General features: G+C 43.1%; 17 protein-coding genes and 1 tRNA gene. 6 read left to right on the top strand and 12 right to left on the bottom strand.

Annotated features, from left to right (window positions below; genetic code table 11):
• The first annotated feature begins 19 nt into the window (after positions 1 to 19).
• On the top strand, positions 20 to 1,117 hold the full coding sequence (locus tag F3J22_RS05830; RefSeq protein WP_167015207.1) for an acyltransferase: 1,098 nt from the start codon (positions 20 to 22) through the stop codon (positions 1,115 to 1,117).
• 59 nt (positions 1,118 to 1,176) lie between these two features.
• On the opposite strand, the gene F3J22_RS05825 is transcribed toward F3J22_RS05830, so the two are convergent.
• Positions 1,177 to 1,872, bottom strand: coding sequence for an FkbM family methyltransferase (locus F3J22_RS05825; protein ID WP_167015206.1), 696 nt, complete (start codon positions 1,870 to 1,872; stop codon positions 1,177 to 1,179).
• A 216-nt stretch (positions 1,873 to 2,088) separates the two neighbouring features.
• Between F3J22_RS05825 and F3J22_RS05820 the strand changes: the two genes are divergently transcribed.
• Positions 2,089 to 3,057 carry a phosphatidylinositol-specific phospholipase C gene (locus tag F3J22_RS05820; protein ID WP_167015205.1) on the top strand — a complete coding sequence of 323 codons (969 nt, stop codon included), beginning with the start codon at positions 2,089 to 2,091 and terminating at the stop codon, positions 3,055 to 3,057.
• Positions 3,058 to 3,239: 182 nt separating this feature from the next.
• On the opposite strand, the gene F3J22_RS05815 is transcribed toward F3J22_RS05820, so the two are convergent.
• A complete protein-coding gene (locus F3J22_RS05815) occupies positions 3,240 to 3,644 on the bottom strand; it encodes a hypothetical protein (RefSeq protein WP_167015204.1) in 405 nt (134 codons plus the stop codon).
• A 105-nt stretch (positions 3,645 to 3,749) separates the two neighbouring features.
• Here F3J22_RS05815 and F3J22_RS05810 point away from each other — a divergent pair, with 105 nt between their 5' ends.
• The 3 genes from F3J22_RS05810 (at position 3,750) to F3J22_RS05800 (ending at position 8,010) form a co-directional block, all read left to right on the top strand.
• Positions 3,750 to 4,193: a hypothetical protein gene (locus tag F3J22_RS05810; protein WP_167015202.1), complete on the top strand. Its 444-nt coding sequence runs from the start codon at positions 3,750 to 3,752 to the stop codon at positions 4,191 to 4,193.
• Positions 4,194 to 4,454: 261 nt separating this feature from the next.
• Complete coding sequence (locus F3J22_RS05805) at positions 4,455 to 6,680, top strand: arylsulfatase (protein WP_205195147.1); 2,226 nt, start codon at positions 4,455 to 4,457, stop codon at positions 6,678 to 6,680.
• Between the two features lie 265 nt (positions 6,681 to 6,945).
• Positions 6,946 to 8,010: a serine hydrolase gene (locus F3J22_RS05800; protein ID WP_167015198.1), complete on the top strand. Its 1,065-nt coding sequence runs from the start codon at positions 6,946 to 6,948 to the stop codon at positions 8,008 to 8,010.
• 128 nt (positions 8,011 to 8,138) lie between these two features.
• Here F3J22_RS05800 and F3J22_RS05795 read toward each other — a convergent pair whose 3' ends face one another.
• Both F3J22_RS05795 and F3J22_RS05790 read right to left on the bottom strand, forming a co-directional pair.
• Positions 8,139 to 9,635 (bottom strand): DUF1254 domain-containing protein, encoded by a 1,497-nt coding sequence (locus F3J22_RS05795; RefSeq protein WP_167015196.1) that lies wholly within the window; start codon positions 9,633 to 9,635, stop codon positions 8,139 to 8,141.
• A 350-nt stretch (positions 9,636 to 9,985) separates the two neighbouring features.
• The gene (locus F3J22_RS05790) at positions 9,986 to 11,563 is read right to left on the bottom strand and encodes an arylsulfatase (RefSeq protein ID WP_167015194.1); all 1,578 of its coding nucleotides are present in this window, start codon (positions 11,561 to 11,563) and stop codon (positions 9,986 to 9,988) included.
• 523 nt (positions 11,564 to 12,086) lie between these two features.
• Between F3J22_RS05790 and F3J22_RS05785 the strand changes: the two genes are divergently transcribed.
• Positions 12,087 to 14,480, top strand: coding sequence for an arylsulfatase (locus F3J22_RS05785; RefSeq protein ID WP_205195146.1), 2,394 nt, complete (start codon positions 12,087 to 12,089; stop codon positions 14,478 to 14,480).
• A gap of 132 nt (positions 14,481 to 14,612) precedes the next feature.
• On the opposite strand, the gene F3J22_RS05780 is transcribed toward F3J22_RS05785, so the two are convergent.
• From F3J22_RS05780 to F3J22_RS05745, 8 genes are all read right to left on the bottom strand, one after another.
• Positions 14,613 to 14,686: transfer RNA gene (locus tag F3J22_RS05780), tRNA-Pro, on the bottom strand.
• Positions 14,687 to 14,902: 216 nt separating this feature from the next.
• A complete protein-coding gene (locus tag F3J22_RS05775) occupies positions 14,903 to 16,531 on the bottom strand; it encodes a hypothetical protein (RefSeq protein ID WP_167015190.1) in 1,629 nt (542 codons plus the stop codon).
• 9 nt (positions 16,532 to 16,540) lie between these two features.
• Positions 16,541 to 17,074 carry an RNA polymerase sigma factor gene (locus F3J22_RS05770; RefSeq protein WP_167015188.1) on the bottom strand — a complete coding sequence of 178 codons (534 nt, stop codon included), beginning with the start codon at positions 17,072 to 17,074 and terminating at the stop codon, positions 16,541 to 16,543.
• A gap of 120 nt (positions 17,075 to 17,194) precedes the next feature.
• Positions 17,195 to 17,554 carry a hypothetical protein gene (locus F3J22_RS05765; protein ID WP_167015186.1) on the bottom strand — a complete coding sequence of 120 codons (360 nt, stop codon included), beginning with the start codon at positions 17,552 to 17,554 and terminating at the stop codon, positions 17,195 to 17,197.
• Positions 17,555 to 17,979: 425 nt separating this feature from the next.
• Positions 17,980 to 19,149, bottom strand: coding sequence for a metallophosphoesterase (locus F3J22_RS05760; protein WP_167015184.1), 1,170 nt, complete (start codon positions 19,147 to 19,149; stop codon positions 17,980 to 17,982).
• A 32-nt stretch (positions 19,150 to 19,181) separates the two neighbouring features.
• Complete coding sequence (locus F3J22_RS05755; RefSeq protein WP_167015182.1) at positions 19,182 to 20,168, bottom strand: hypothetical protein; 987 nt, start codon at positions 20,166 to 20,168, stop codon at positions 19,182 to 19,184.
• Between the two features lie 83 nt (positions 20,169 to 20,251).
• Positions 20,252 to 21,787, bottom strand: coding sequence for a hypothetical protein (locus F3J22_RS05750; protein ID WP_167015180.1), 1,536 nt, complete (start codon positions 21,785 to 21,787; stop codon positions 20,252 to 20,254).
• Between the two features lie 37 nt (positions 21,788 to 21,824).
• Positions 21,825 to 24,614: a TonB-dependent receptor gene (locus F3J22_RS05745; protein ID WP_167015179.1), complete on the bottom strand. Its 2,790-nt coding sequence runs from the start codon at positions 24,612 to 24,614 to the stop codon at positions 21,825 to 21,827.
• Between the last annotated feature and the right edge of the window lie 198 nt (positions 24,615 to 24,812).

Here is a 24,812-nt window from a genome sequence, read left to right as displayed (position 1 = left end):
TTCAAATTCACAACATTACATGCAGCTTAAAGCACGCCTTCACGGGCTGGACCACCTCCGGGCACTGGCCATCTTCCTGGTTTTTATCTTCCATTACGGCCCCCTCTCAGCCTATCCTCCATGGCTGGCCGATTTCAGCAGATTTGGCTGGACAGGGGTAGACCTGTTCTTTGTACTGAGCGGCTACCTGATCGCATCTCAGCTTTTTGCAGCATACCAGGAACAGGAAAATATCTCCTTAAAAAATTTTTATATCAAACGCTTTTTCAGAATCATACCTCCTTACCTCCTGGTGGTAGCGATCTACTTTTTAATTCCCGGAGCCCGGGAAAGAGAGGCGCCGGCGCCACTCTGGAAATACCTCACCTTCACGCAAAACCTCGGGCTGGACTTAAGTAAACAGGGAACCTTCTCTCATGCATGGTCGCTGTGTATTGAAGAACAATTCTATCTGCTATTACCACTGGTAATACTGATCCTGATAAAAACAAAAACGCTGCATAAAGGATGGTGGCTAATTCCGGCACTGTCACTCGCCGGCGCCGGGCTAAGGATCTGGAGCTGGCATACCTTCGTGGAGCCTGCCGGAGATGATTGGTGGATCATCTGGTATAAATGGATATATTATCCTACCTGTACCCGCCTGGATGGATTATTAGCAGGCATCAGCATAGCTGCCATGTTGCATTTCAAACCCTTATTCAGTAGGCGTTTGCAGGAATACAGCTACCTCTTTCTCACTGCGGGAATACTGATACTCACAGCGGCATTTTTCTTATGTAAAGATCAAAGTACCCTGGCGGCTTCTGTATATGGGTTTCCGTTAGTAAGCGTTGGATATGGTTGTATTGTATTTGCGGCTGTTAGTCCTGCTAACATATTATACAGGCATTCATCTGTCATTACTTCCTATATCGCCATACTTTCCTATCTTATATATCTCACACATAAAATTGTGAATCATCTTGTGCAGGACTTTATGACTACCAGGGGATTTGAGAAGAATAGTCTGCCTACCTTCCTCGTTGCCGTGACGGCCTGTGTACTGGTCGCAGTTCTTCTGCGACAACTTATAGAAAAGCCGGCAGCATTATTAAGAAAAAAATTGATTTCCTGAAACAGGAAGAGCTGCCTTTACAATGTAAAGGCAGCTCTTTTATTGATATCGTTATATATTTAATTAATCTTGATAAAAGATATTTCTTCCAGGGAATCAGACACGCCAAATACCTTATATCCATGGGCTTTAAAGGCATTCAGCAGTTGTTGTGTTCTGGCTTTTCCGTCAGGGTAGAACCGTTCATGAATCTCTACCAGGATCTGATCAATTTTTACCGGCGATGCCAGGATGCTTTCTACCACTGCATATTCACTACCTTCGATATCCATTTTCAGGACATCGATATGTGTATGACCGAACTCTTTTACTATATCAGCAAAGGATTTCATTGGTACAGAAATGCTGTTGTGGCTATCTACATTTTTATGATCCGCAACACTGCCGGAAACATGGTCTGCATTTTTGGGCAGGTTAAACGTTACGAAGCCCGTAGTAGCTCCAAGGCCGTAGTCCTGGAAGCGAAAACCTGCCATGGGTGGTTGTTTTTTAATCCAGTTGATGGATTTAGGCGTAGGATCAAATGCAAATACCTGTGCGCCATGTTGCTGCATAATTGCAGTATCAAATGAAATATCTTCTCCAATTCCAAAAGAGTAAACAACTGACTGGTTATTCAGCTTATCCGGGTGTACATAAAAGCCACCATAGGCATTTCCATACCATTCCCGGTGGATATCCACTTCCACTTTGACACTAGAAATCTTACCCGTCAGGACTTTTAATTTATTCTTGATACTTTGAATCGTATTCATGATAGTGTTTTCTGGTTCGGGAATACTGCCATACAGCGGCATTCACTTGCGACATCCAAGATAATGGATTTATAGTTGATCTTCAAAAGATATGGGGATCGTGTCATCCGGAACGGCTGAACTCCCTTTTTTTATATTTGTTACCGAATTATTAATTCCCTTTTTGAGCATAGTTAAAGATGCCGGGTGATGTGTTCATCGGGTAAATCTTTCACTATGAAAAAACAGACCCTTATCCTGGCCTTTGCTGCCAGCACCCTTTTTGGCTGTAAAAAAGATGAAATGAACAGTCTCCCTCAGCCCGAAAAAATCAGTGCCGTTAAAACTGAAGCACTTAGCAGCAGTCTGGCAGTTACCCTCAATGGCTGGATGAACAATCTTGCCGACAACACCAGCTTAACTGCCATTACCATTCCTGGCACCCACGACAGCGGCGCACGCTTTGAACCTATTGGTGGCACTGCCAAATGCCAGGACCTTACCATTGCACAGCAGCTGGACGCAGGAACCCGCTTCCTCGACATCAGGTGCCGCCACATCGACAATGCCTTTGCCATTCATCACGGCAGTATTTATCAGAACATGAATTTCCAGGATGTCATCAATGCAGCCTTTACCTTCCTGGCCAACAACCCTTCCGAAACCATTGTAATGAGCGTGAAAGAAGAGTATGATCCCAGCAACAACACCAGAACTTTTGAACAAACCTTCGACACCTACACCCAGCAGCAGCCGTCTAAATGGTACCTGGGAGCTACCGTTCCTACACTGGGACAGGTAAGAGGTAAGATCGTATTACTCAGAAGATTTGGCGCATCATCCACGCCTAAAGGCATTGATGCTACCAATTGGGCAGATAATACTACTTTCTCCATCAACAATGGCAATGCTAATCTCCGTGTACAGGACCAGTACCAGGTACCGGACAACAACGGCAAATGGAACAATATCAACAGTTTGTTTACGGAAGCGCAATCTGGTAATCAGTCTACGCTTTACATCAATTTCAGTAGCGGTTACAAATCACTGATTTTTGGTATTCCAAGCATCACCACCGTTTCAAATGCTATTAACCCTCAGCTGAGCAGCTATTTCACCAGTCATACGCAGGGGCGTTTTGGTATTTTACCGATGGACTTCGCAAATGCAGACAGAAATACGTTGATCATCAACACTAATTTCTAATTTCTACTCTCTTACAACCTTTTCATTCGTTGTAATGTACAATGAGTGGAAAGGTTGTCTGTTTAATGACAGTGGGCATATTCCGTAAACGCAATGAATGAGCGTGCAAACAGGAAAACCATAACTCCCGGAAAAATAATTGCGACCCCAAATACATATAACCTTAACGAACGTACGAATGATCATCTTTTTATAATTAAAAAGAGAAACACCATCGTATATACTAACGAAAGTATAGCGGCGATATAATAAAATACGTACACGATTTTATTATTGGAACCAGGCGCTTTTTTATCAATGCCACGTGCACCGGTAAATGCCGCCAGCAGCATTCCTGCGGCGAAACAATAATTTGAAATAATGATACTGTATAGCAGATAAACAGCATAATTAAAATCCGCTGTCAGACCATTAAAAAAGGGGGCGAATGCCAGCAGCATGATGCCACCCATCACAGAGGCGGAGTGCATCAGTTTCCAGGCGGATTCATTAGCAATGACTTTCCTGATGGCTTTTGAATAACCTATACCTGAGAGGTTGCCGATTAATATGGTAAGAAAACCGTGAAATAAAAGGGTATAATTCATGATAGGGATGTTTATGCTGATTGTCAGATTATTGATCAAAATACATTCTTTTACAAAAAATCAATACATTGTCGGTATTCATTATTCCCTATATCGATTACAACTATGAGAACGATAGATCAATCCGTTCATAATATATCCATCAATGCCATAAAAAGGCATACGATGAAGCCTTATAATTTCCAATGGACAAGGTTTTACGAGGATAATGCCGAATTTAAAAATACTTATCCAGGTTTCGACATCGAGCTTATTGATACCGAACTTTTCATCTGCAGCACAATCGTTGGTCCTGATAATTTCAGCATCTTAACAACACGCCGGCTGATCACAAAAGATAACGGCGATCTTCAGACAGGTATGCTGGCTGGCGCCTGTGGAAAAGGGCATGGAGATTTCAAAGGAGTGATGAGGAAAGAGGCGACGACTTTCGGTACGATTCTCCTGGAAAATGGTAGCAGCATGAAATATGTTATTGAAACCGGTAAAGCCTCTATGATAATGATTTACGGCGTGGATACCGCCATTGGAAAGTTGCGTCGGCAGTAACAGCAACCGATTGTCATATTCTTCTAATATGAAACAAATTTCTATCTCCTCTGTTTTACTTTGACAATATCAACCCTATTCTCTAAGCATAGCAAATAGTATCATCAGGAAAAATTTCTTCAGACTATCTCAAAAACAAGAGAGGATATGAATAAAATCTCCCGATTAATACTAGTTAATTTAGCCATTCCGTTAGCCTTAATGGCACAAACGAAAACGCCGGAAGTCTTGCCTCGCCCTGATTTTCATTTTCCTGGACACATGGGGAGAACCTATCTTGAGTCAGATCCGGCACAATTCCCGCAAATGGTAAGTGCCCCTAAAGGAGCGCCAAATGTGGTCGTAATACTGATTGATGACGCAGGGTTTGGCCAGTTCAGTACCTTTGGCGGAGGAGTACCTTCCCCTACTATGGACAAGCTGGCTGCTGATGGCTTACGGTTTAACCGTTTTCATACTACCGCCTTATGTTCTCCTACCCGGGCCGCACTGATTACCGGCCGCAATCACCATTCTGCCGCATTTGCCGGGATCACGGAGCTGGCAACAGGATATGACGGATATACCTGTATTCTGCCGCGGAGCTGCGGAACAGTTGGGGAAGTACTCAGGCAGAACGGTTATGTAACCGCCTGGATAGGCAAAAACCATAACACGCCGCCATGGGAACTCAGTCAGGCCGGTCCCTTTGACCGCTGGCCCAATGGGCTGGGCTTTGACTATTTCTATGGATTCAATGCCGGTGACATGAACCACTGGAACCCGATATTATTTGAGAATCACAACCTGGTACCCGCATCGAAAGACCCGAACTATTATATGACCACAGACCTGGCAGATCATGCCATCGCCTGGGTCAGGGAAATGAAAAGCATTGCACCCGATAAACCATATTTCCTGTATGTAGCTCCCGGTGCTACCCATGCGCCGCACCAGGTACCAAAAGAGTGGATAGATAAGTTTAAAGGCAAATTTGATGGCGGTTGGGATGCTTATCGTCAGGAAACATTTGAGCGCCAGAAAAAACTCGGTGTAATCCCGGCAGATACAAAGCTCACTCCACGGCCTGAAAGTTTGCCTGCATGGTCATCCTTAAACGCTGACCAGAAGCGGCTTTATGCGAGAATGATGGAAATCTTCTGCGCTTATGGTGCAGAATGTGACTACGAAATGGGAAGAATCGTAGATGCCGTAAAGCAATTGCCGGATGCAGACAATACCATGATCATCTATATCGCCGGCGACAACGGCTCCAGCGCTGAAGGCGGTCTGGAAGGGTCTCTAAACGAGAATATCTTTTTCAATGGCTTTCCGGAAAAATGGCAGGATAATATCAAAGTAATTGACGAATTGGGAGGCCCGAAACATTTTAATCACTTCACTGCAGAATGGGCCTGGGCCATGAATGCACCCTTTCAATGGACCAAACAGGTAGCCAGCCATTTTGGAGGCACCCGTAATCCATTGATCGTTGACTGGCCTGCAGGCATAAAAGATAAAGGTGGCCTTAGAAGTCAGTTCCTCCATGTAACAGATATCGTACCCACTATCTATGAAGTATGCGGCATTACTGCGCCCAGACAATTAAATGGTGTAGAGCAGAAACCATTGGAGGGTAACAGCTTTGCTTATACATTCAGCAAAGACAGCACAAAAGCCAAAGGACGCCATGAAACACAATATTTCGAAATGGCCGTCAACAGGGGGATCTATAGCAACGGATGGATGGCCTCTGCCATGGCCTTTGTGCCCTGGAATCCGAACAGATCGGATTTTGACCCCGACAAACAAAAGTGGGAGCTGTATAACATCGACGTAGATTTCTCACAGGCAAACGACCTGGCAGCAAAATACCCGGAAAAATTACGGCAACTACAGGACCTCTGGTGGGTAGAAGCTTCGAAATATAACGTCCTTCCGCTGGACTGGAGAGGTACCATACGCATGAATGCAGAGGCAATGGGCAGACCCAGTCTGATAAGAGGCAGAAAAACAATCACCTATTATCCAGGCACCATTGGCGTACCGGATGCGGCTTCTCCTCCAATGCTCAATAAATCATGGGTAATAACTGCTGACATAGTAGTGCCCGACAAAGACGCCAACGGCATGATCGTTACACATGGCGGCCTGGAAGGCGGTTATGGCTTATACCTGAAAGATGGTAAGGCTTCATTTGTTTACAACTATCTTGGTATCGAACGCCCCACTTTTACAACACAGGATGCATTGCCTGCCGGAAAGGTTAAACTGGCGGTACGCTTTGATTACGATGGTGGAGGAATGGGTAAAGGCGGCACCATCACCATGACGGCCAATGGTAAGGAAGTCGCTAAAGGACGGCTTACCAAAACTATTCCGATCCAGTTTACTATTGCGGAAGGTTTAGATATCGGGCAGGATGTAGGGTCACCTATTGACTTTACTTACAAGATGCCGTTCGCATATACCGGCACAATAGAAAAAGTAGTGGTAGACCTGAAATGATAACGTTAGTCAGAAAATTTGCAATACCGGTGGCAACATTCAACCACCGGTATTTTTTTGTCTTTATTAACAGCGCTTACCTCCACTCCGGATAATAGCGGAGCAATTATATGCCCTGCCCAAACTATCATGTATTCGATTCATCTCTTTTTATGTATTTTAGCCTATGTTCAAAGCATTGGCCATGTTCCAGCAACATTGCCGCTTTGGGGGCTTCAATATTCTGTACTTTCACTAATGCCATCATGTTTAACTACAACCTATAATGACAAAGATTAAAAGCATCATCACAATAATTCTCATCGCTTTTTCAACAAATGTTTTCTCTCAAACACACAATTTTGAAAATCTAAACAAATACCTCAGCTATATTGAGAATAACAATCTGGGCGTTGGAAGTGTATCAATTTTTGAAGATAATAAGGAAGTATATCAAAAGAATTTCGGTCAGAAAAACATTCAAAATCTGGCATTTGATAATAACACTAAATATCAGGTAGGCTCAGTAACCAAAATGATTACAGCAGCCTTAATTTTTAAGTTAATTCAAAATAATCAATTAAAATTAGAGGATAAACTATCAGAGTTTTATCCACAAATTCCGAATGCAAAAATAATTACAATTAAAAATTTACTGGAACACACGAGTGGGCTGGGAAGTTATGTTGTCAAAAATGGTGTTGTATGGGTAACGGAGAACGTAAGTGAAAAAGAAATTCTTGACTTGATAATACAGCAAGGCGTACTCTTTCAGCCAAATGAGCAAGTAAAATATTCAAATTCGGCTTATTACTTATTAACAAAAATCCTTGAAAAAATCCATCAGCAACCTTTTCATAAAATATTTGATGCAGAAATAGCAAAACCATTGCACTTAAAAAATACTGCTTCTATAAAATCAAATCCAAAAAATATATTTAAACCTTATAAATTCAACAACCACGAATGGACGGAATTAAAAGAAGAAATTTACTATCCAAATGTGATTGGTGTGGGCGACATTGCTTCAACTCCAAAGGAATTAAATATCATCATCAATAGCTTATTTCAGCACAAAATAGTTAAAAAAGAAACGCTGGAACTAATGATGCCTGTTTTGGATAAAGAAGGTTGGGGAAGAGGTTTAGCTCTTTGGGATTTCGATGGCTACATATTTTTTGGGCATGGCGGAGACACTTTAGGATCACATGCACTTATAATCTATAACAAAGAAAAAAATTTATCCATCGCGTATAATACTAATGGAGAAATTCTTCCTAAAGAAGAATTTGTAAAAAACATTGTTCATTCTCTTTATGATGAAGCGTTTCATCTACCTGAAATTAAATGATGTCATATAAAAACAATAAACCCGCTCTAAGAGCGGGTTTATTGTTTTACTTCACAAGCAGATGTATTCCGATACTTTTATTAAAAACCTGACTGTTATTGGAATAACGGATAAAAAAGACAGGCCGCCTACTTCCTGATTTCTTCTATATCCGGCAATTCCCAGCTTTTATCGAACCAGGGCTGTAGTGGTCCATATAATCTGAAAATGGTAAACCAGCTTTTATTTGGAATCGTTTGAATCCAGTTTTTTGTATTATCTGGTCGAACCGGACTAAAATAAACATCTGTTGATCCATCTGCATTTACATCAGGTCCCGACTGACTTGACAAGCTAGGAAATTGTTGATCCGTTTGCAGCATGGAGCGGGTTTGTACATCGTACAACACTACAGACCAAAAATCTTTTACCGGAACTTTGGCAGGGACATGCAGGCGATACGTTTTACCACCGTCGAAAGGCGCGCCGGCAGCATCCAGGTTTGCCGATGCGTATTGTGAACCTACACCAGGCATAGCAACGGCCATCGCAGGCGTATTAACAGTAGCCACGTAGAAAAACATGGTGCGGGCATCAAAGTTTCGCGCACCACCTTTGGTGAGCCATTCATAGCTACCACCAATAAAAGGTGTATTCCAGTGCTTTCCAAGATAAATAGCGGCTTCCGGATTACGGTTGCGGAAATCAATCGATCTGGCAATAGCATTACCGGTGGCCACTGCATCTGTCAGGATTTGCTTCATACGTTCATCAGGCGCAAAAGGTTTTCCTTTAACAATGCCTATAGCATTAAAGATTCCCATCATATCCGGTCCGTAAGAATCTTCCGGTTCTTCCTGGACTACCTCATTTAATTCCCTATAAAAATTAAAATCGTTTGAATGTATCGTATTTATTTCTTTACCGGATGACTCCACAAACTTTTCCGGGTGAGGCTTTCCAGCTTCAGACAGTGGATAAACCCGCATCATTTTTTTAATTGTTTCTGAAGCAAATTTCGGCGAACCATTCTTCATAAACCCACGACCAATAACGATATTACCATAAGTGGGTGATTTATACACAAAATAACCTGCAGGAACTGCTCCTTTATAGCCAGGAGGCAGGATCAAGTATTTACCGCCCTTTCCCTTATCGGGCCCTGCATTACCAAGATCAGTAACGTACCTGAACCAGGCATCATTCACGACACCTAAAACTTCCGGCGGACTTTCTACCACAATTGGCCCATTTTTGAGGTCGATCCATGTCTGGTAATAAATGCTTTCCGTATTAGCAGTCAGGAAAAGTGATCTTGAATCCATTAAATCCGAGCATATGGCAATGGTTCCATCTATTGCGCCAATTGACTTACAACCTAACTTCAATGCATACATAGAAGCACCAGGAACACCATTTAAAAATGCTTCAATCCCTCTGCTGTAATCCAATTGATCATAGGCCTTTTGCGCCGTTTCCTCAGTGGGAACACCATCAAAAAATTCTAACGTACCGATGCGTGTATTTACACTTGCCGGTGTTGTAATACCGGGAGGAATGGCGGTCGTCATTTTGTAGGTCGATTGCGCCAAAGCGTGTACAGTACCGCATATTAAAATGGAAATGGTATACAGAACCCTATTCATAACAGCTATTTTTGGGTGTTACAGTTCCTGAATAATGAAGACAGTTATTGAGATATGCCGGTTGTCTCCGGAGGTTTTGAAAGATGTTCGCTAATTGCAGATACTCAGGAGAGATGGAGTTGCTATTACAATTCAATAAATGAGTTTGTTTATTATTTCGGGAAAGAGAGATAACATTAGCGTTATATAAGAGGAAAGGTTAATCATCATGGCTATAAAACAAAAAAGGATAGTATTGCTACTATCCTTTTTCTTGTTTCCGTCGGGGTGGCAGGATACATTTCGAACCAGTTTATCATAGATTTGACTATTATTGGAAAGCTTTGGTTGTAAATAAACATCTATGAAAATCAATCAGCCCCTGGCTTACTTAATCCAATATCTTTCATGGGGTATTTTTTATAGGTAGCCAAATGAGCAGAGATCAGGCTCATTACACCTGGAATCCCCCATTCAAAATAGCGATGACCAGTGCTGAGTTGTTCTTTTGGATCAACATATAGGTTATATACCCAAGGGCTCATCCCAATATTTTCTATTGTGGATTGATCAAGATTTTTCCTTGGAGCTGAGGTGTTAAATACTTTCATATGAAGTTTGTATTCCTGCCACCTGACCGCCATAAATTGCTTTTCAGAATACATAAATACCGCATTTCTGTTTGTATGGCCTGTATCTGAAAGGAGAAATGATGCCTGATCAACTCCATCGATATAGTTAGTTGAAGGTATTTTATCAACTGCCCCTGCAAGTGAGAGTGAGGTATTAAACAGATCACAGAGGTCGAACAAGCCGTCACTGATCCTGCCAGGTTTGATCATACCTTTCCAGTAGGCAATTCCTGGTACCCGAACACCGCCTTCCCAGGTAGTGCCCTTCCCTCCGCGAAAAGGCGTGTAGCCGCCGTCAGGCCATACATCCTCATTAGGACCATTATCTGATGTTATAAACACAAATGTGTTATCATCGATATTTAAATCTCTCAGAACACCCATAATCCTACCTACAATATCATCCACTTCAATAACAGCATCTTTGTAGGGAAAGGCTGCAGGACTTTTGCCTTTATATCCTTTAGATACATAGTTGTCATTGTGTACCTTTGAGAATGAATGAATCAGGTAGAACGGCTTATCCTGCTTTACAGCTCTTTTGATAAAATCTTCGCTATAGTCTGCGAAAATCTGGTCCACCTTCGACAGCTCTTCAATCGTTGTTATTGGCTGTACCATTTTATTGTCCTCTCCACGTTTCCCTGTTACCACTGATTGATCTACCAGTTTCCTCATTGCGGCTAAACGATCGGGTTTATTGATTAAATCAGGATATATCCATTCGTTCACAAACTGCGCATATTCAGATTGAACTGCGGAAAATCCCAGCCATTCGTCATATCCGACATCATTGGGTAGACTTCCTTTGTTTTCACCCAGATGCCATTTGCCTGAAATTGAAGTGATATAACCATTCTGTGATAATATTTTGGCCGTAGTATTTTCAGATGCCCAGGGATTTACTTTCGGATTCTCGCCAGTAAGTGTAGGACGTGTCAAACCTGATCGGGCAGGGATTCTACCTGTCATCAACGCTGCACGTGTAGGCGTGCAAGTGGGTTGCGCATAGGTAGATGTCAATTGTAATCCTTCGTGTGCCAATTTATCGATATTGGGCGTAGGAGCACCAATGGCGTAACCACCGCCATACACGCCAATATCGCCATAACCCATGTCATCTATTAGAAAAATAAGGATGTTTGGCTTCTTTTTCAACTTCGACATTTTGTCCTTCATTTCTCTATCTTGCTCCGGGTGTGGAATAGCTGGTTCCAGATAATCCTTCACGCGTACTGTTGGATTAAAATAACTTAGCTGCGCGTTGGAAATCATTGCATACGCTGTAAGCAGCAGCAATAGTGTAAGTCGTTTCATAAGGCTTTTTTAGCAGTCAAACTATTCAAATGAGTTTTACAAACAGGTAATTCCCCTTTTGATTTGAAAGGTTGTTTTTTTGATGACCGCAGGAATTACGAGGAGTCAAATCTTAAATTGAATCCATGTTGTTTATGTCAGGAAGAAAGGACAAAAATGACTGATATTAGAAAGGACTGATATTTTTATCAACAATAAGAAGTGACTTTTGTTCAAGTGAGAATTTGAGTTGGATAGCTGTTCCGATTAAGATGAGGTTTTCATCCCGCTAGAATTACAGGCAACTTCCCTGAGTAAAAGTTCTGGGAAGTTGAACGCTTAGAAAAACGGACACAACAAAAGTAAAATGGCCCGCAGATAATCTCCCGCCTTTCAAAAACATATTTTGCACCAGCTTGTTATAGAACAATCCCTGTGTTATTACCCTGAAGCTTAGCAAATTTCTATCATCTACCTTACTAACGTGTAATCGTTCTAGTTGTGAGCCATTTCACCATTTTATCAATGCACAATAGTTATGTATATGAATAGGAAAAAAAGTTATGTTATAGCGCTCCTATTTTGCGCCCTGCTTATGGGACAAGCTAATGCACAAACTGTATTGCCACGTCCCGACCCGCCATTTAAAGGGGTAATTGGGAATACCTATAAGGAATCGAAACCTGATAAGATTCCCATTATCAAAGCTCCCGACGGTGCTCCTAATGTATTACTAATCCTGATAGATGACTGCGGTTATGGTCAATGGGGAACATTTGGAGGTCAGGTTCCTACACCCAACCTGGACCGGCTTGCCAAATCCGGTTTAAGATATACTCGATTTCATACCACAGCCCTGTGTTCTCCAACAAGAGCAGCATTATTAACCGGAAGAAATCACCATTCGGCAGGTACTGGCGTAATTACTGAGCTTGGGGATGCCTACCCTGGCTATAGCGGCCAAATACCCAAAAGTTGTGCAATGGTTTCTGAAATATTAAGACAAAATGGCTATAGCACCTTTTGGGTAGGAAAAAATCATAATGTACCAGATTGGGAAACCAGCATTTCAGGGCCATATGATCGATGGCCTACTTTACAAGGCTTTGATCACTTTTATGGGTTCATTGGTGGAGAGTGTAATCAATGGCAACCTGCAGTATACAGGGATAATTCACCTGTAGAAATGGAAGTCCCTAAAGGAAAAGAATCATCATATACCTTGAATGATAATCTCGCCGATGAAACTATAAAGTATATATATCAACAAAAATCCGTGACCAGAGACAGGCCATTCTTTATGTACTATTCGCCTGGTGCTACGCATGCGCCACATCATGTACCAAAGGAATGGATGGACAAATATAAAGGCAAATTCAGCCAGGGATGGGATAAATATAGAGAAGAAGCCTATCAACGTCAATTGAAACTTGGTGTAATCCCAAGTGATACTAAACTTACTTCCAGACCTAAAGAAATTCCTGCATGGTCCAGTTTGAGTGCTGACCAAAAGAAAATTGCCGAAAGACTGATGGAAGCTTTTGCTGCTTATACCGCACAAACAGATTATGAAATCGGCAAAATTCTGGATGCACTGCAAAATATCGGGCAACTTGAAAATACATTGGTAATCTGTGAAATCGGAGATAATGGTTCTTCCATGGAAGGAAGTTTAAATGGTCTGTTTAACGAAATGCTTGGATTAAATGGTTTGCAGGAAGATCCCGCAACTGTTTTAAAGCATCTTGATGAAATAGGTGGCCCTAAGAGTTATAACCACATTCCTGTGGGCTGGGCCTGGGCAATGAACACTCCCTTTCAATGGGGAAAACAGATCGCCTCACATCTGGGAGGAACACGTAACCCATTGGTGATATCATGGCCAGGACACATCACTGATGTAGGTGGTGTGCGTTCACAGTTTCATCATGTTATTGATATTGTACCTACAATCCTGGATGTAGCGCATATCCAACAACCAGAAGAAGTGAATGGTGTAAAACAAAAGCCTATAGAAGGTGTAAGTATGGTATACACATTTAAAGACGCAGGTGCCACCAGCCCACGAAAAACCCAATACTTCGAAATGTTCGGTAATAGGGCATTATACAATGATGGCTGGATTGCAACCTGCCGGCATGGAAGATTACCATGGGAAAATCAGGGCAGCTATTCCTTTGACAAAGATGTCTGGGAGCTGTACGACCTGGATCATGACTTTAGTGAATCTAATAACTTAGCCAGTCAAAATCCACAGAAACTAAAGGAGTTGCAGGATATGTTTTGGGTAGAGGCTAAAAAATACAATGTACTTCCTCTCGATGATAGGTTTATTGAACGTGCGGACCCAACATTAAGGCCTAGCCTGATAGAAGGGGTTACTAAGTTTACTTACTATCCAGGAACAGTCCGAGTTGCCGAAAACTCATCACCGAATATTAAGAACAAATCCCATACTATCACAGCAAGCCTTAATAAGACCGGGGATGGTGTAATCGTTGCTGCAGGTGGCACTGTAGCTGGTTATGCATTATATGTAAAAGGTGGAAAACTTATTTACGACTACAACTATTTCAGCAATACACATTATATAGTTACGTCAACGCAAATTTTGCCGCCGGGGCCATGCATCGTAAAAATGGAGTTCAACTATGAAGGTGGGGGTGTTGGAAAAGGTGGTACGGTTACATTGTATCTTAATAATAAGAAGATTGGTCAAGGAAGAGTGGATAAAACAGTGTTCGGACGTTTTTCTGCTGACGAAACATTTGATGTTGGAGAAGATTTGGGCTCTCCTGTTGGAGATTACAGCGCACCATTCACTTTTAGAGGAAGTATAGGTAAGGTAGATATTGATTTAGCACCGGCAAATCTTACAAAAGCAGATTTGGAAAAGATAGATAAAGCAAAAAGAAATGTGGCTATAGGAATTGAATAACTAATTGTATGTTCCTATACAATAGGTCCAGCATGATTCGAACCTTAAATACTTTAAAATCAATAGCAAAATCAAGAAGGAAAATATTTAAAAATAGAAAACCCGCTCTACGAGCGGGTTTTCTATTTTCCGTCGGGGTGGCAGGATTCGAACCTACGACCTCCACATCCCAAATGTGGCGCGATACCGGGCTACGCTACACCCCGAAACTTTTTATCCGGTCGCAATCTCAGTGTGTATTCCTTCAATTGCGGGATGCAAAGGTAGCGATAAGTTTGTCACTTTTCCAAATCTTCTTTAAAAAATTTTAAAAAAAATACTGCTGAGCATCAAAAACTTATGCAGAAACCAGTTCAACTAACACCACTAAACCTTTTACTACATTACATTACAGCCAAAACACAACATCTTGCAAACAGCAATTATTTTTTCTTATAAATTTTGAACCTTAGCAGTATTTCGGCCTGCATGCGTGCTTTTATGTTACTGGTGAGGGAGTCTGTTTTCATCAGAACGGGGATTTGTACCCTTCCACCTACCTGCCACCTGTCGTGGTTGTAAAACCCTTCTGCGGAGATACCCCAGTGCCATCGGCCCACATGTTCCCAGATAGCTGTTTTATCGCCATAGCGACTATTTTTTATCAACAGGTTGGAAGAATCGTATCGTTGGGTATAGTCGATCGCGCCTTCTCTGGCATAGAATGCCTGGATACCGGCGGCCCCGTACCATTTGTTATAAATCCTGTGCTGGTAGGCAAGTGTGGCGCTATAGCCATAGGATTTCAGGAGAATGAAGCTTTCATTTTTCCGCAAAACACCGGAATCCGGCAGGGAAGAGGAGGTCAGCTTATAGCCCGCGCTGTTATACGCCTGGGTAGCCACAACATTCAGGTCCAGACTGACAGCTGCCTCCGGGCGACCGTACTGGAGTCTTAGTCCGGGGATTAACACGGTATATGCCTGGGTTTTCCCGGCAGCTCCTTTGAGCCAGTTATCACCGGCAGGCAATGGCAGGTTCCATTGAAGCAACAGCTCCCAGGCCATACCACTACCTTTCCGAGGCGGCCGGGAACTAAATAAACGGTTTATTACTTCTTCGGGGGCCTGCAATAATTTGTGTTCATATGGCCTATTGGTAGCTACTGGTGTTAGCAGGTCCCGGATATTGGCTGCTGTTGCCGGTGCCAGGGCTCCCTGACTGGCAGATGCTACATTGGAGGTGATTGGATTTTTTGCAGGCATATCGGTGACACCGGTTGTTGATAGCAGCTGCCCGTTATCCTGCCTGGCAACGGATGGCAGGTCATTACCCTGCGGCAGATTTGCCTTAGGTTCTTTTTGCCAGAGTGTGTCTTGTGTTTTTCTGACAGATGCCTGCTGATCATTCTCCGCTTCATTTACCGATTCCTGCGGTGAGGCGTCTTTCTTACCATTTGCCTTTGTATGCCTGTTTCTTTCTGAAAGCCTGTTGGTCGCTGGTATAATGGCAAGTGACTGCCCGCTGCGAACCTGTATCGGTGGAGAAGGTGTTGCAGTATTTTGATTTTGGTGATTTTCAGGCGTTTTAGCGGCTGTTTTAACGCCAGGCACAACATAATCCTCCGAATGACTTACAGCCGTTTTTTCGTCAGCTAATGGCTTTTGCGGAGGGTTTTCTGCAACAGCATGTGAATCAGGCTGCAGTTTATCCGGATTATCAACCGTCACATCGGCCAGGGCCTGACGCTTTTCTACAATATCCTGATTTGCATTTGGAGCAATAGGTTTCGTATTGTTGGTGGCAGGGTGCAACAGCAGTGTAATGTAAATGATGCCTGTCACGCAGAGGGTGGTTACTGCTGCTATTCCTATGACGAGTTTGCCCAAAGTAATACCACCTGATTTCACAACGGCCCCTTTGACAGCTGCAGCGGCGTCTATAGCGCCAGTTACCGGCATAACAACATCCAGGCGCGCAGCCATCTGCCTCCAACCTTCTTCAGCAGGCGGAATCGGAATAGGCGGCGTTCCTTCATCCAATGGGCCGGTATTTTTAATCCTTTCACTCACGGGTTGGTATCAAATATTTAGGTAGTACTGCTCCAATATTGGTTTTAATTTGCTCCGGGTTTCACTCAGGTGCCACTTAACCGTTCCCTGGCTCATCTGTAATTGTTCTGCTGCTTCCTTTATTGAAAACCCTTCCAGGTAAAATAGCGTACAAACAGCTCTTGTCATCGCTGGAAGGGCATCCAGCAGTTTATAGATATCTGCTCCATTGAGCTTACTTAAAATGTTATTCTCTGTAACAACAGTATCCTCTTCTATCTCCCCATATACCGGCATTTTCTTTCTTCTGACTTTATCCAGCGCCACATTCCTGATCACGGTATATGCCCAGTTAATGAATTCCCCCTTCTCCGCGGCATACCGATGCAGTTGTGTAAATACCTGCAACATACCATCATTCAATACTTCCATCGCCTCCTCATCATTATTGAAAAATTTCCTGCACAATAGATAGAACACAGGATAAAACTTCTTGTAAAGTTTCTCCTGCCCAAGCCTGTCGTTGGCCAAACAATCTCTTATCAACTGATGTATGTCTTCCAATTGTTTATGCTACCGTTACAATATACACACAAGTGTATGGGTTATATCAAACAGAAAAAGTTGCCTCAGGCAAAACCTGAAACAACTGTTTTTCTTTCGAAAAAAATCACCAAAAACATTTTAATACCGTACGACAGTATCTCTACCCGGGCGAACAGTATCTTTCGGAGGATAGTACGTAGTATCCCTGCAACAAACACCTCCACCTGGTATAGTATCGCCAGGATGAATAATAACTGTATCGCCGGGATAATGAATAGTAGTATCGCCGGGATGATGAATAATAGTATCACCAGGATGATGCGTAGAATCTCCCGGATAATGATGTGACGTATCCACAGGATGGCCAGCTGAATCCAGCAGCGCTGTCTTAGCCGAGTACAGCGACTGTTTTGAATCCAGGCTGGCTTCCTTTGAGCACCCTACTATACTGCAAAAAGCCAGTACTACTCCCAAAAAATATAACGGTAAATATCTCATAGAATCATATTTATATTAAAGTAAACGGGCGTACTTTTTCAAAAGGTTGGGTCGAAAAAAAATTTTATCAGCAAAATCTCCGGATACTTATCTTGTAGCCATTCCGGCCGGCCGAAAAGCGCCACCTATAGCCGCTATCATTCACTTACACCCTAAAAATGACCACTTAGGAAAAAAGTTATACCGATCCCCATTTACATTTTCCCAGCCCCCGCATTCTGCCTAATTTCACCTTAATTATCTGCTATATCTAAGCGTTTAAACTATCTGTCGAAAATGCTACGATATCTTGTTAGCCCCTGTTATGAAGACTATTCAAACGACCGGCTGGCAAACCCCTTCCGGTCATTTGAATAGTCTTCTTTTTGGCTATAACGCAAAAAGCCACCCATTACGGGTGGCCTCGCTTTCATCTCCTCCAGTAATTATTTCAGACTAATGGTAATCTTATTACCCCATTTAATAGCAGCAGCCGGGTTAGCAGGCTCAGGATTCCAATACACCTCACGAATAGTCATCGTTTTGGTTTTTGGGTCCAATACACCGAAATGATAAGTCAGTTTCGTCTCGTCAGCACCTGACACAACACCCTTCATTGGACTGTCGGCACCCACGGTTGGCAACGCTACATCATTGTCGGGGCCAGCATAAGTATAGAATTTACTTTCATGTGCATGACCATGCAAATAAGCCTTGATATTTGTATGTTTTTTCAGGAATGCCACAAATCCACGTTGCTCGATAACATCAGCAACACTCGCGGTTTTACCAGATTTAAACATCTCATCCAATACATTATCAAACTTATCGGTGTTGTTAATACCATGATCGCCGTTAGGGTTGGTAAAATGGTTTGATACAACCGCTGGCTGATCATGTGCTACAATCACCACGGGCGTGGTTTCCGCCACTGCTTTCAGGTCACTCTCCATCCAGACTCTCACACTGCTGTCGGGCCACATCTGAATAAAACAGAAGTGAACGCCGGCAATATCTCTTGAATAGTTGATCCTGTCTGTTTTAGGATTGAAATTAGCCGCAGTTTTGGTAGAAGTTTTGAACATCAGGTTATAGATGTTTGCCATAGAGGAAGCATCGGTAACTGGCGACATAACTGCATAATAACCAATACTATTGGATACATCGTGGTTACCAGGCACCATCAGCACTTCTGCTTTCTGGCCGTTTTTGCCTTTAATGGACAGGTTTTGCAGGTAGTCTGTTTTGAACTGCTCCCAGGAAGCAGCGCCGGTTTGTACGGCAGCAGATACTTCCATGCGGTTCGCAATATCACCACCTTCAAAGAGATAGTCAATGCTGCCGATTTTCTGGCTGGCATTGAGGCCATCATCCGCAGGAAGCGTCAGGTCCGGCATACCATTGATTTTTGCAATCATAGCAGCATTAACCGTATGTGCATCAACGTTAGTTTTTCCCTGGAATGCTGCCCTGACAATACCATAGTGTGCATCCGAAGTAAAAATGAATTGTACTGGCGACTGATCTTCCTGCTTGTTATCGTCTTTCTTACAGGCAGTAAACAATAATGCTACGAGTGGAGCCAGGTAAAAGGCTTTGCAGATACTTTTTTTCATCTGTTATAGGTTATAATAGCGGTTATGTAGATTTATTTTCTTTTGTAAAAAGAGATATTGGAAATAGCTCCCGGATAATCGCGCACCTCCGTATCGGTATAATAACCGCTACCATCGGCAGCGAAACCAACACCTTCACCCTGATGCTCATTACCAGCATAAGGTACCGTTTCCGGCGCCACCAGTAAGGCTTGCACAACCGTCTGCGTGGCACCACGTTTCCAGTACCAGATCTGCCCTTTACTTCTTAACATAATTTCCGTTCCATCCGGGGAAATATCTCCGGATGTCAGCAGATCAAAATTTGTAGTTAGTACAGAAAATAAAGGGTTAGGCCCCGTGGAAGATTGCGGGTACGGCGCTTTATAGAGAATACTTTTCGTGCTTTGTTTAGTGGCGATATAAATATCTTTTGTAAGCGGATCTACCAATAACGTCTCCGCATTCACCGCGGTTTTCGGATATACAAATTCCAGTTTATCCACCGCCGTTATATGTATTTTCGTAGTGGCGTCAGCGTTATTAATAATGGGTTCTTCGAATCTATATACTGCAACAGAAGTTCTTGCTGCGTTATTATCCCCGATATCTCCCACATAGATGTATGTCTTGCCCGCCACCGGACCAGGGCCTACTGCTATATCTTCCATATTGCGCGTGCTGACATTATCCAGGATAATCTGCCCCAGGTCATCACCGTTGGCATTGGTAATCACAACGGTTCTGTTACCGTTATAATCATCATGCACATATAAAATTCCTTTATTCAACTGGCTGGCAGCAATACCTGACAATTCGTTATAGTCCTGACGTGCCATTGCATGTACTTCAGGTGTGGTCAGAAATGCGTTGGACGAAGCCAGCAGGGTGATATCATATTTAGCCTTAGGGGTAGTATCCTGCGCTGCAGGAGGGTCTACAGGAGGTGTTACCGTGGACTGGTCATCCGACTTTTTAGCACATGCACTGAAGATGATCCAGGCGCCAAAACAACAATATACCAATGCAGATCTCTTCATATAACTAAAATTAAAAGGGCTGACAAACAGCCTGTTTCTCAGAACAGGTTGTGCATGTCAGCCCCCGATAGATTTTTAAAAGATTAATATACGTGCTGGTTACCGCTGCCATCTGTAGGGAATGCACCCAGGTCTTTATTTGGCGCAGTTACATTTGGAGCGAACTCACCAGTCTGCATAGACAGTACAGTTGTAGGGAAACCATATTGCATCAGCAGTGGAGCAGTAGCTTTCGAAGGAATAGCAGTAGCGCCGCTACCACCTTTCCATACACCTACACCAATTGCAGGAGAACCACTTTTCAGGTGGAAATCAGCACCGGTAGGGATTACGGCGTTTCTGTAAGCAGTATTTAAACTGTTCACCGCAACATCGTAGTTTTTGAACATTGGATCGTATTTCAGGGAGTCGTTGGAATTGTTGCTACCATCGTTGGTACCGTTAGCCAGTGTAGGACCGTTAAGATATCCGTTGATGTCAGTAGGCTGTTTGATAGTATACTGTTTAGGTTCGATGAAGATCATATATTGCTCCGCACCGCCCATTGGTTTACCACGACCAATACAGGTCAGGCTGTTACCATAAGAAGTATTCAGGGTATCGCTAGGTTTACCTTTTTCTGACTGCCAGGAAATTCTCAGACCAGATTTACAGTTAACAACGATGTTATTGTAGATATAACCACCTGAGTTAGTTTCAGTATTGATAGAACCGTTACGGGTAGCTTTAGTTTGTCTGAAACCACAGTTAACCAGGGTATTATTGTAGATGTTCACAATAGTGTTAACACCGTCAGTAGAAGCGGTTTTCAGACCATTGGTAGCGATACCGTAGCAGAAGTTATAGGCAACATCACCAAATACATGGCTTTTCAGGTTAACACCTTCACCACCGGTACCACCCAGTTTATTGAAGGTATTTCTCATAATGCTTACATAGGTATTTTCACATTTACCGATACAGTCATCTTTACTACCGAAGAACCAGGAATCTTCCAGGATCAGTTTAGAGAAACCTGATTTACGGTTCATGTAAACAGTGGCCCGTGCATCACCAGGTTTAGCTCCGAAATCAGCAGCATTGCTACCCCATGCACCACCGGTGTATTCTACGTGTGTCCAGCGGAGCAACAGCAGGTCTGCGTCAGGGCCGCATTGGAAACCACCCCAGTAACCAGCGTAAGCAGGGTCATTGGTTGCGTCATCTTTATAGCTGGCGTTGGACAGCGGTGTATTGGTGGTTTCTTTAACAGTAAACCAGTTCTGTGCTTCTTTGGTACCAGCACTTACCAGGGAACCTTTTACGTAGAAAGCAGGGCTGGTTTCAGGGCTTTTACCATCTGCTTCGATCAGTACTTTCACACCAGGTTGCAGGTACAGGGTATCACCGGCGTTGATGGTTACATCAGCAGTGATATGATAGGTTTTACCGGCCAGCATGGTTCCTTTCAGGGGAATAGCATTACCACTGGCATCTTTCTTTGGCAGCACGGTGTCAGAGATAGGCTCACCTACTACTGTCAGTGGCTTGGAGATGTTGGTATTTTCGTTTTTCTTACAGGAAAACATAGCGACCGAAATGAAACCAATCAAAGCGATCTGTAAAGAATGTTTCATCATAACTAATTCTTTATTGAAATTTTAGCGTGAAGGTTGATTACTTGTTAAGGATGAATCTTAGTCCGAGTATATAATTTTGTCCGTACTGATCACGTTGGGCAAGGGTTTTACCAGAAGATGGGTCCTGGAATGGAACCGCCACATCGTTAATAGTTGTTTTATTGATGTACATCTCTGGTCGGGCATTTAGCAGGTTCTGTACTTTTGCGAACACTGCAAAGTGTCTGGCGAAGCGCTTTTCAGCAGAGAAGTCAAAAATATTCATAGGTTTCTGCCAGTAGTCAAATCCATAGTATGGAGATACCAGCGCGATACGTTTGCCGGTATATTGCCATGCCAGCTGCATATCCAGTCCGAGTTTTCCGTTCTTATACAGCAATGCGGCATTGGCAATATGGTCTGCCTGGCCTTGCAGCGGGCGGGTTTCATTTAAATAAACCTGTTGAAGGACACCGTCTTTTCTCACAGAAGTACGCTTGGTAGCGGTAATCTGAGAATGGATGTAGGTATAGTTAGCCCTGATACCGAAATTGCCTATATACTTTTCATATACCAGCTCAAAACCGTAATTGGTAGCATTACCAAAGTTCAGCGGCATATACGCGGTATTGTTGGAAGTACCGGTAAATTCGAAACCATACTCAATAGGGTTCTGAATCGATTTATAGAAAGCACCTACCAGCAACTGCTCATTAGATCGCGGGAAAAGCTCATAGCGTATATCGATGTTATTGCTGGTAGTATGTAACAGGTTAGGGTTACCAGCTTCATCAAATTCATCTCCGCTATAGTTGTAAGGAACCACTTCAAAGAATGATGGCCTGCTGATGGCTGCATAGTACGACAGGCGGAGGTTTGATTGCTTATTCAGCTCATACTTAAAGTTCACACTTGGCAGCACATCCATGTAGCTGATAGTACCAGACTTAGCTGCCTGTGTAACGGGAACGTCTGTATCAAAATCCTGGTCTGTATTCTCTGCACGTACGCCCGCAACTGTTTCCAGGTTACTGACTTTGAATTTCAGCATGAGGAAACCGGCGGTGATACGCTCATTGGCCCTGTAGTTGTTGGCTTCACCCGGCGATCCTTTAGGGTTGAAAACCGTCCAGTTGAAATGATAGATATCTGTCCACAGTTGCTTGGAGCCGTCTGTGTTGGGCACCGGACGCAGTTCGTAGTTATCGTATTTGTTATCCCGGTGTTTATCTCTGTACATGCCACCAGCGGTAACGGTGTAAGGAATGTTCCAGGCTTTGTTGGTATAGTGTAGGTTCAGGTAACCTGCGAGGTCTCTGTCGGAGTTTTTCCACCAGGTGCGGTGCATGTTCTGCGTTACATCCGGGTGTTTGTAAGGAGGATCGTTAGGAGTAGATGGATCGGTATAAAATCCACCATCATACTCATATTCTGCCCAGTCAGGAATCTCGCTGGTGGCTTTGGAATACACCGCAGACCAGTCCAGTTTCAACCTGTTGTCCACAATGGTGTGATTACCCTGCAAGCTATTGCTGAAGATATTCTGATGCTGGTATTTTGATCTTCCAAACTGCCAGACCTGTCCGGTACCTGGTTTGGTACGAGGGTAAGGCATGAGGGAGTCGGTAGTAAGTCGGGCCTGCGCATCCTTCAGGTCGGCCATTACGCTGTAAAGGCTGATTTTATGCTTAGGATTGATATTAAAATCAATTTTGGCATTTACACCTGTACGGGTCAGGTGAGAGGAATAATCGCGCTGATAGGCATGTTTAATATACAGTTCACCACCTTCCTGGAATGTAGCGGGAATGAAGATGCTGTTATAAGCTTTATAGATATTCTGGTAAGATCCGCCTAACATTATACCCAGGCGGTTGTTGAAGAACCTGTTGCCCACAGACAAGGTACCCATTGCATTTGCAGGGGCAGACTTATGTGTATAATTGAGGTTATCGCGTGTAAAATCAGCAGGCGTAGCAATGTAGCCAGGGCCATTTTGCTGGTAAGGAGAAGATTTTCTGATAGCACTTACCGGGTAATAATCAAAACCATTTTCCAGGACGTTCTGGCTGAAACCAGTAGCAGCACTGGCATTGACGTACAATTTTTCAGGTGCATTCTTCATCACCATGTTTACGGTACCGCCAACTGCATCGCCTTCCATGTTAGGCGTAAGCGTTTTATTTACCTCAATTCTTTCTACCAGTTCAGCAGGGAAGATATCCAGTGGTACGAAACGGCTTTTATTATCCGGACTAGGGATTTTAATACCATTGATCAACGTGTTATTATAACGCTGGTCCATACCCCTGATAACGGCATAACGGCCATCTCCGTTGCTGGAGCGCTCGATTGTCACACCAGACACACGCTGCATAACGTTTGCAACAGTAATGTCGGGGGAGAGTTGAATTGCTTTTGCGGAGATGATATTTACAACGTTGAAGGCGTTCTTTTCAGATGCTTTGGCAGCTGCTTCTGACTCTGAAGTAACCCCGTTCGATTTGCCCACTACTACTACATCGCCTAAAGTAGCGACCGTGCTTTTCAGCGGGAGGTTTACCGTAAGATTTCCATTCACTGTAACCACCGTATCAACAGCTACATAACCCATGTAGGAACAACGAATATGATAAGTACCTGCAGGAATACGGTCAAGACTAAACGTACCGTCGAGTTTTGCTACAGTATTTCGCTTCAGTTCAGGAATACTTACCACCGCACCGATGAGTTGTTCTTTAGATTGATTGTCAGTAACAGTACCTTTGATATTATGGCTAACCTGTTGACTAAAAGCAATCTGGGTAGTACTTAGCAGACCTAGGACTAGTAAGGGCCTCAGAGACATTTTTGATTGATTTTCGGGCAAAGAAATAAAAATAAAATACGCTCTCTAAGCCATTCATATCAAATAATGTAATAGTAATGATATGGTAATGATTTCTTAATAAAAACTCCAGAATATGCTCAGAAATATGTGCGAAAGTTAGGAATGCATCTAGATAAGTATTTTAAAGAAAAACAGTTATAACGTGAAAGGATATAC

The organism is Chitinophaga sp. Cy-1792 (assembly GCF_011752935.1).
Classification (GTDB): Bacteria; Bacteroidota; Bacteroidia; order Chitinophagales; family Chitinophagaceae; genus Chitinophaga.
The sequence above is the reverse complement of the archived record's forward strand: the minus strand, read 5'-3'. Positions and strand labels throughout refer to the sequence as shown.

Bases quoted from the DNA above. Each gene is read 5' to 3' on its own strand.
- F3J22_RS05790 (WP_167015194.1), bottom strand. From the start codon at position 11,563: ATGAAACGACTTACACTATTGCTGCTGCTTACAGCGTATGCAATGATT.
- F3J22_RS05760 (WP_167015184.1), bottom strand. From the start codon at position 19,149: ATGAAAAAAAGTATCTGCAAAGCCTTTTACCTGGCTCCACTCGTAGCA.
- F3J22_RS05810 (WP_167015202.1), top strand. From the start codon at position 3,750: ATGAGAACGATAGATCAATCCGTTCATAATATATCCATCAATGCCATA.
- F3J22_RS05755 (WP_167015182.1), bottom strand. From the start codon at position 20,168: ATGAAGAGATCTGCATTGGTATATTGTTGTTTTGGCGCCTGGATCATC.
- F3J22_RS05815 (WP_167015204.1), bottom strand. From the start codon at position 3,644: ATGAATTATACCCTTTTATTTCACGGTTTTCTTACCATATTAATCGGC.
- F3J22_RS05830 (WP_167015207.1), top strand. From the start codon at position 20: ATGCAGCTTAAAGCACGCCTTCACGGGCTGGACCACCTCCGGGCACTG.
- F3J22_RS05765 (WP_167015186.1), bottom strand. From the start codon at position 17,554: ATGAGATATTTACCGTTATATTTTTTGGGAGTAGTACTGGCTTTTTGC.
- F3J22_RS05820 (WP_167015205.1), top strand. From the start codon at position 2,089: ATGAAAAAACAGACCCTTATCCTGGCCTTTGCTGCCAGCACCCTTTTT.
- F3J22_RS05825 (WP_167015206.1), bottom strand. From the start codon at position 1,872: ATGAATACGATTCAAAGTATCAAGAATAAATTAAAAGTCCTGACGGGT.
- F3J22_RS05795 (WP_167015196.1), bottom strand. From the start codon at position 9,635: ATGAATAGGGTTCTGTATACCATTTCCATTTTAATATGCGGTACTGTA.
- F3J22_RS05745 (WP_167015179.1), bottom strand. From the start codon at position 24,614: ATGTCTCTGAGGCCCTTACTAGTCCTAGGTCTGCTAAGTACTACCCAG.
- F3J22_RS05785 (WP_205195146.1), top strand. From the start codon at position 12,087: ATGAATAGGAAAAAAAGTTATGTTATAGCGCTCCTATTTTGCGCCCTG.
- F3J22_RS05750 (WP_167015180.1), bottom strand. From the start codon at position 21,787: ATGATGAAACATTCTTTACAGATCGCTTTGATTGGTTTCATTTCGGTC.
- F3J22_RS05805 (WP_205195147.1), top strand. From the start codon at position 4,455: ATGGGGAGAACCTATCTTGAGTCAGATCCGGCACAATTCCCGCAAATG.
- F3J22_RS05800 (WP_167015198.1), top strand. From the start codon at position 6,946: ATGACAAAGATTAAAAGCATCATCACAATAATTCTCATCGCTTTTTCA.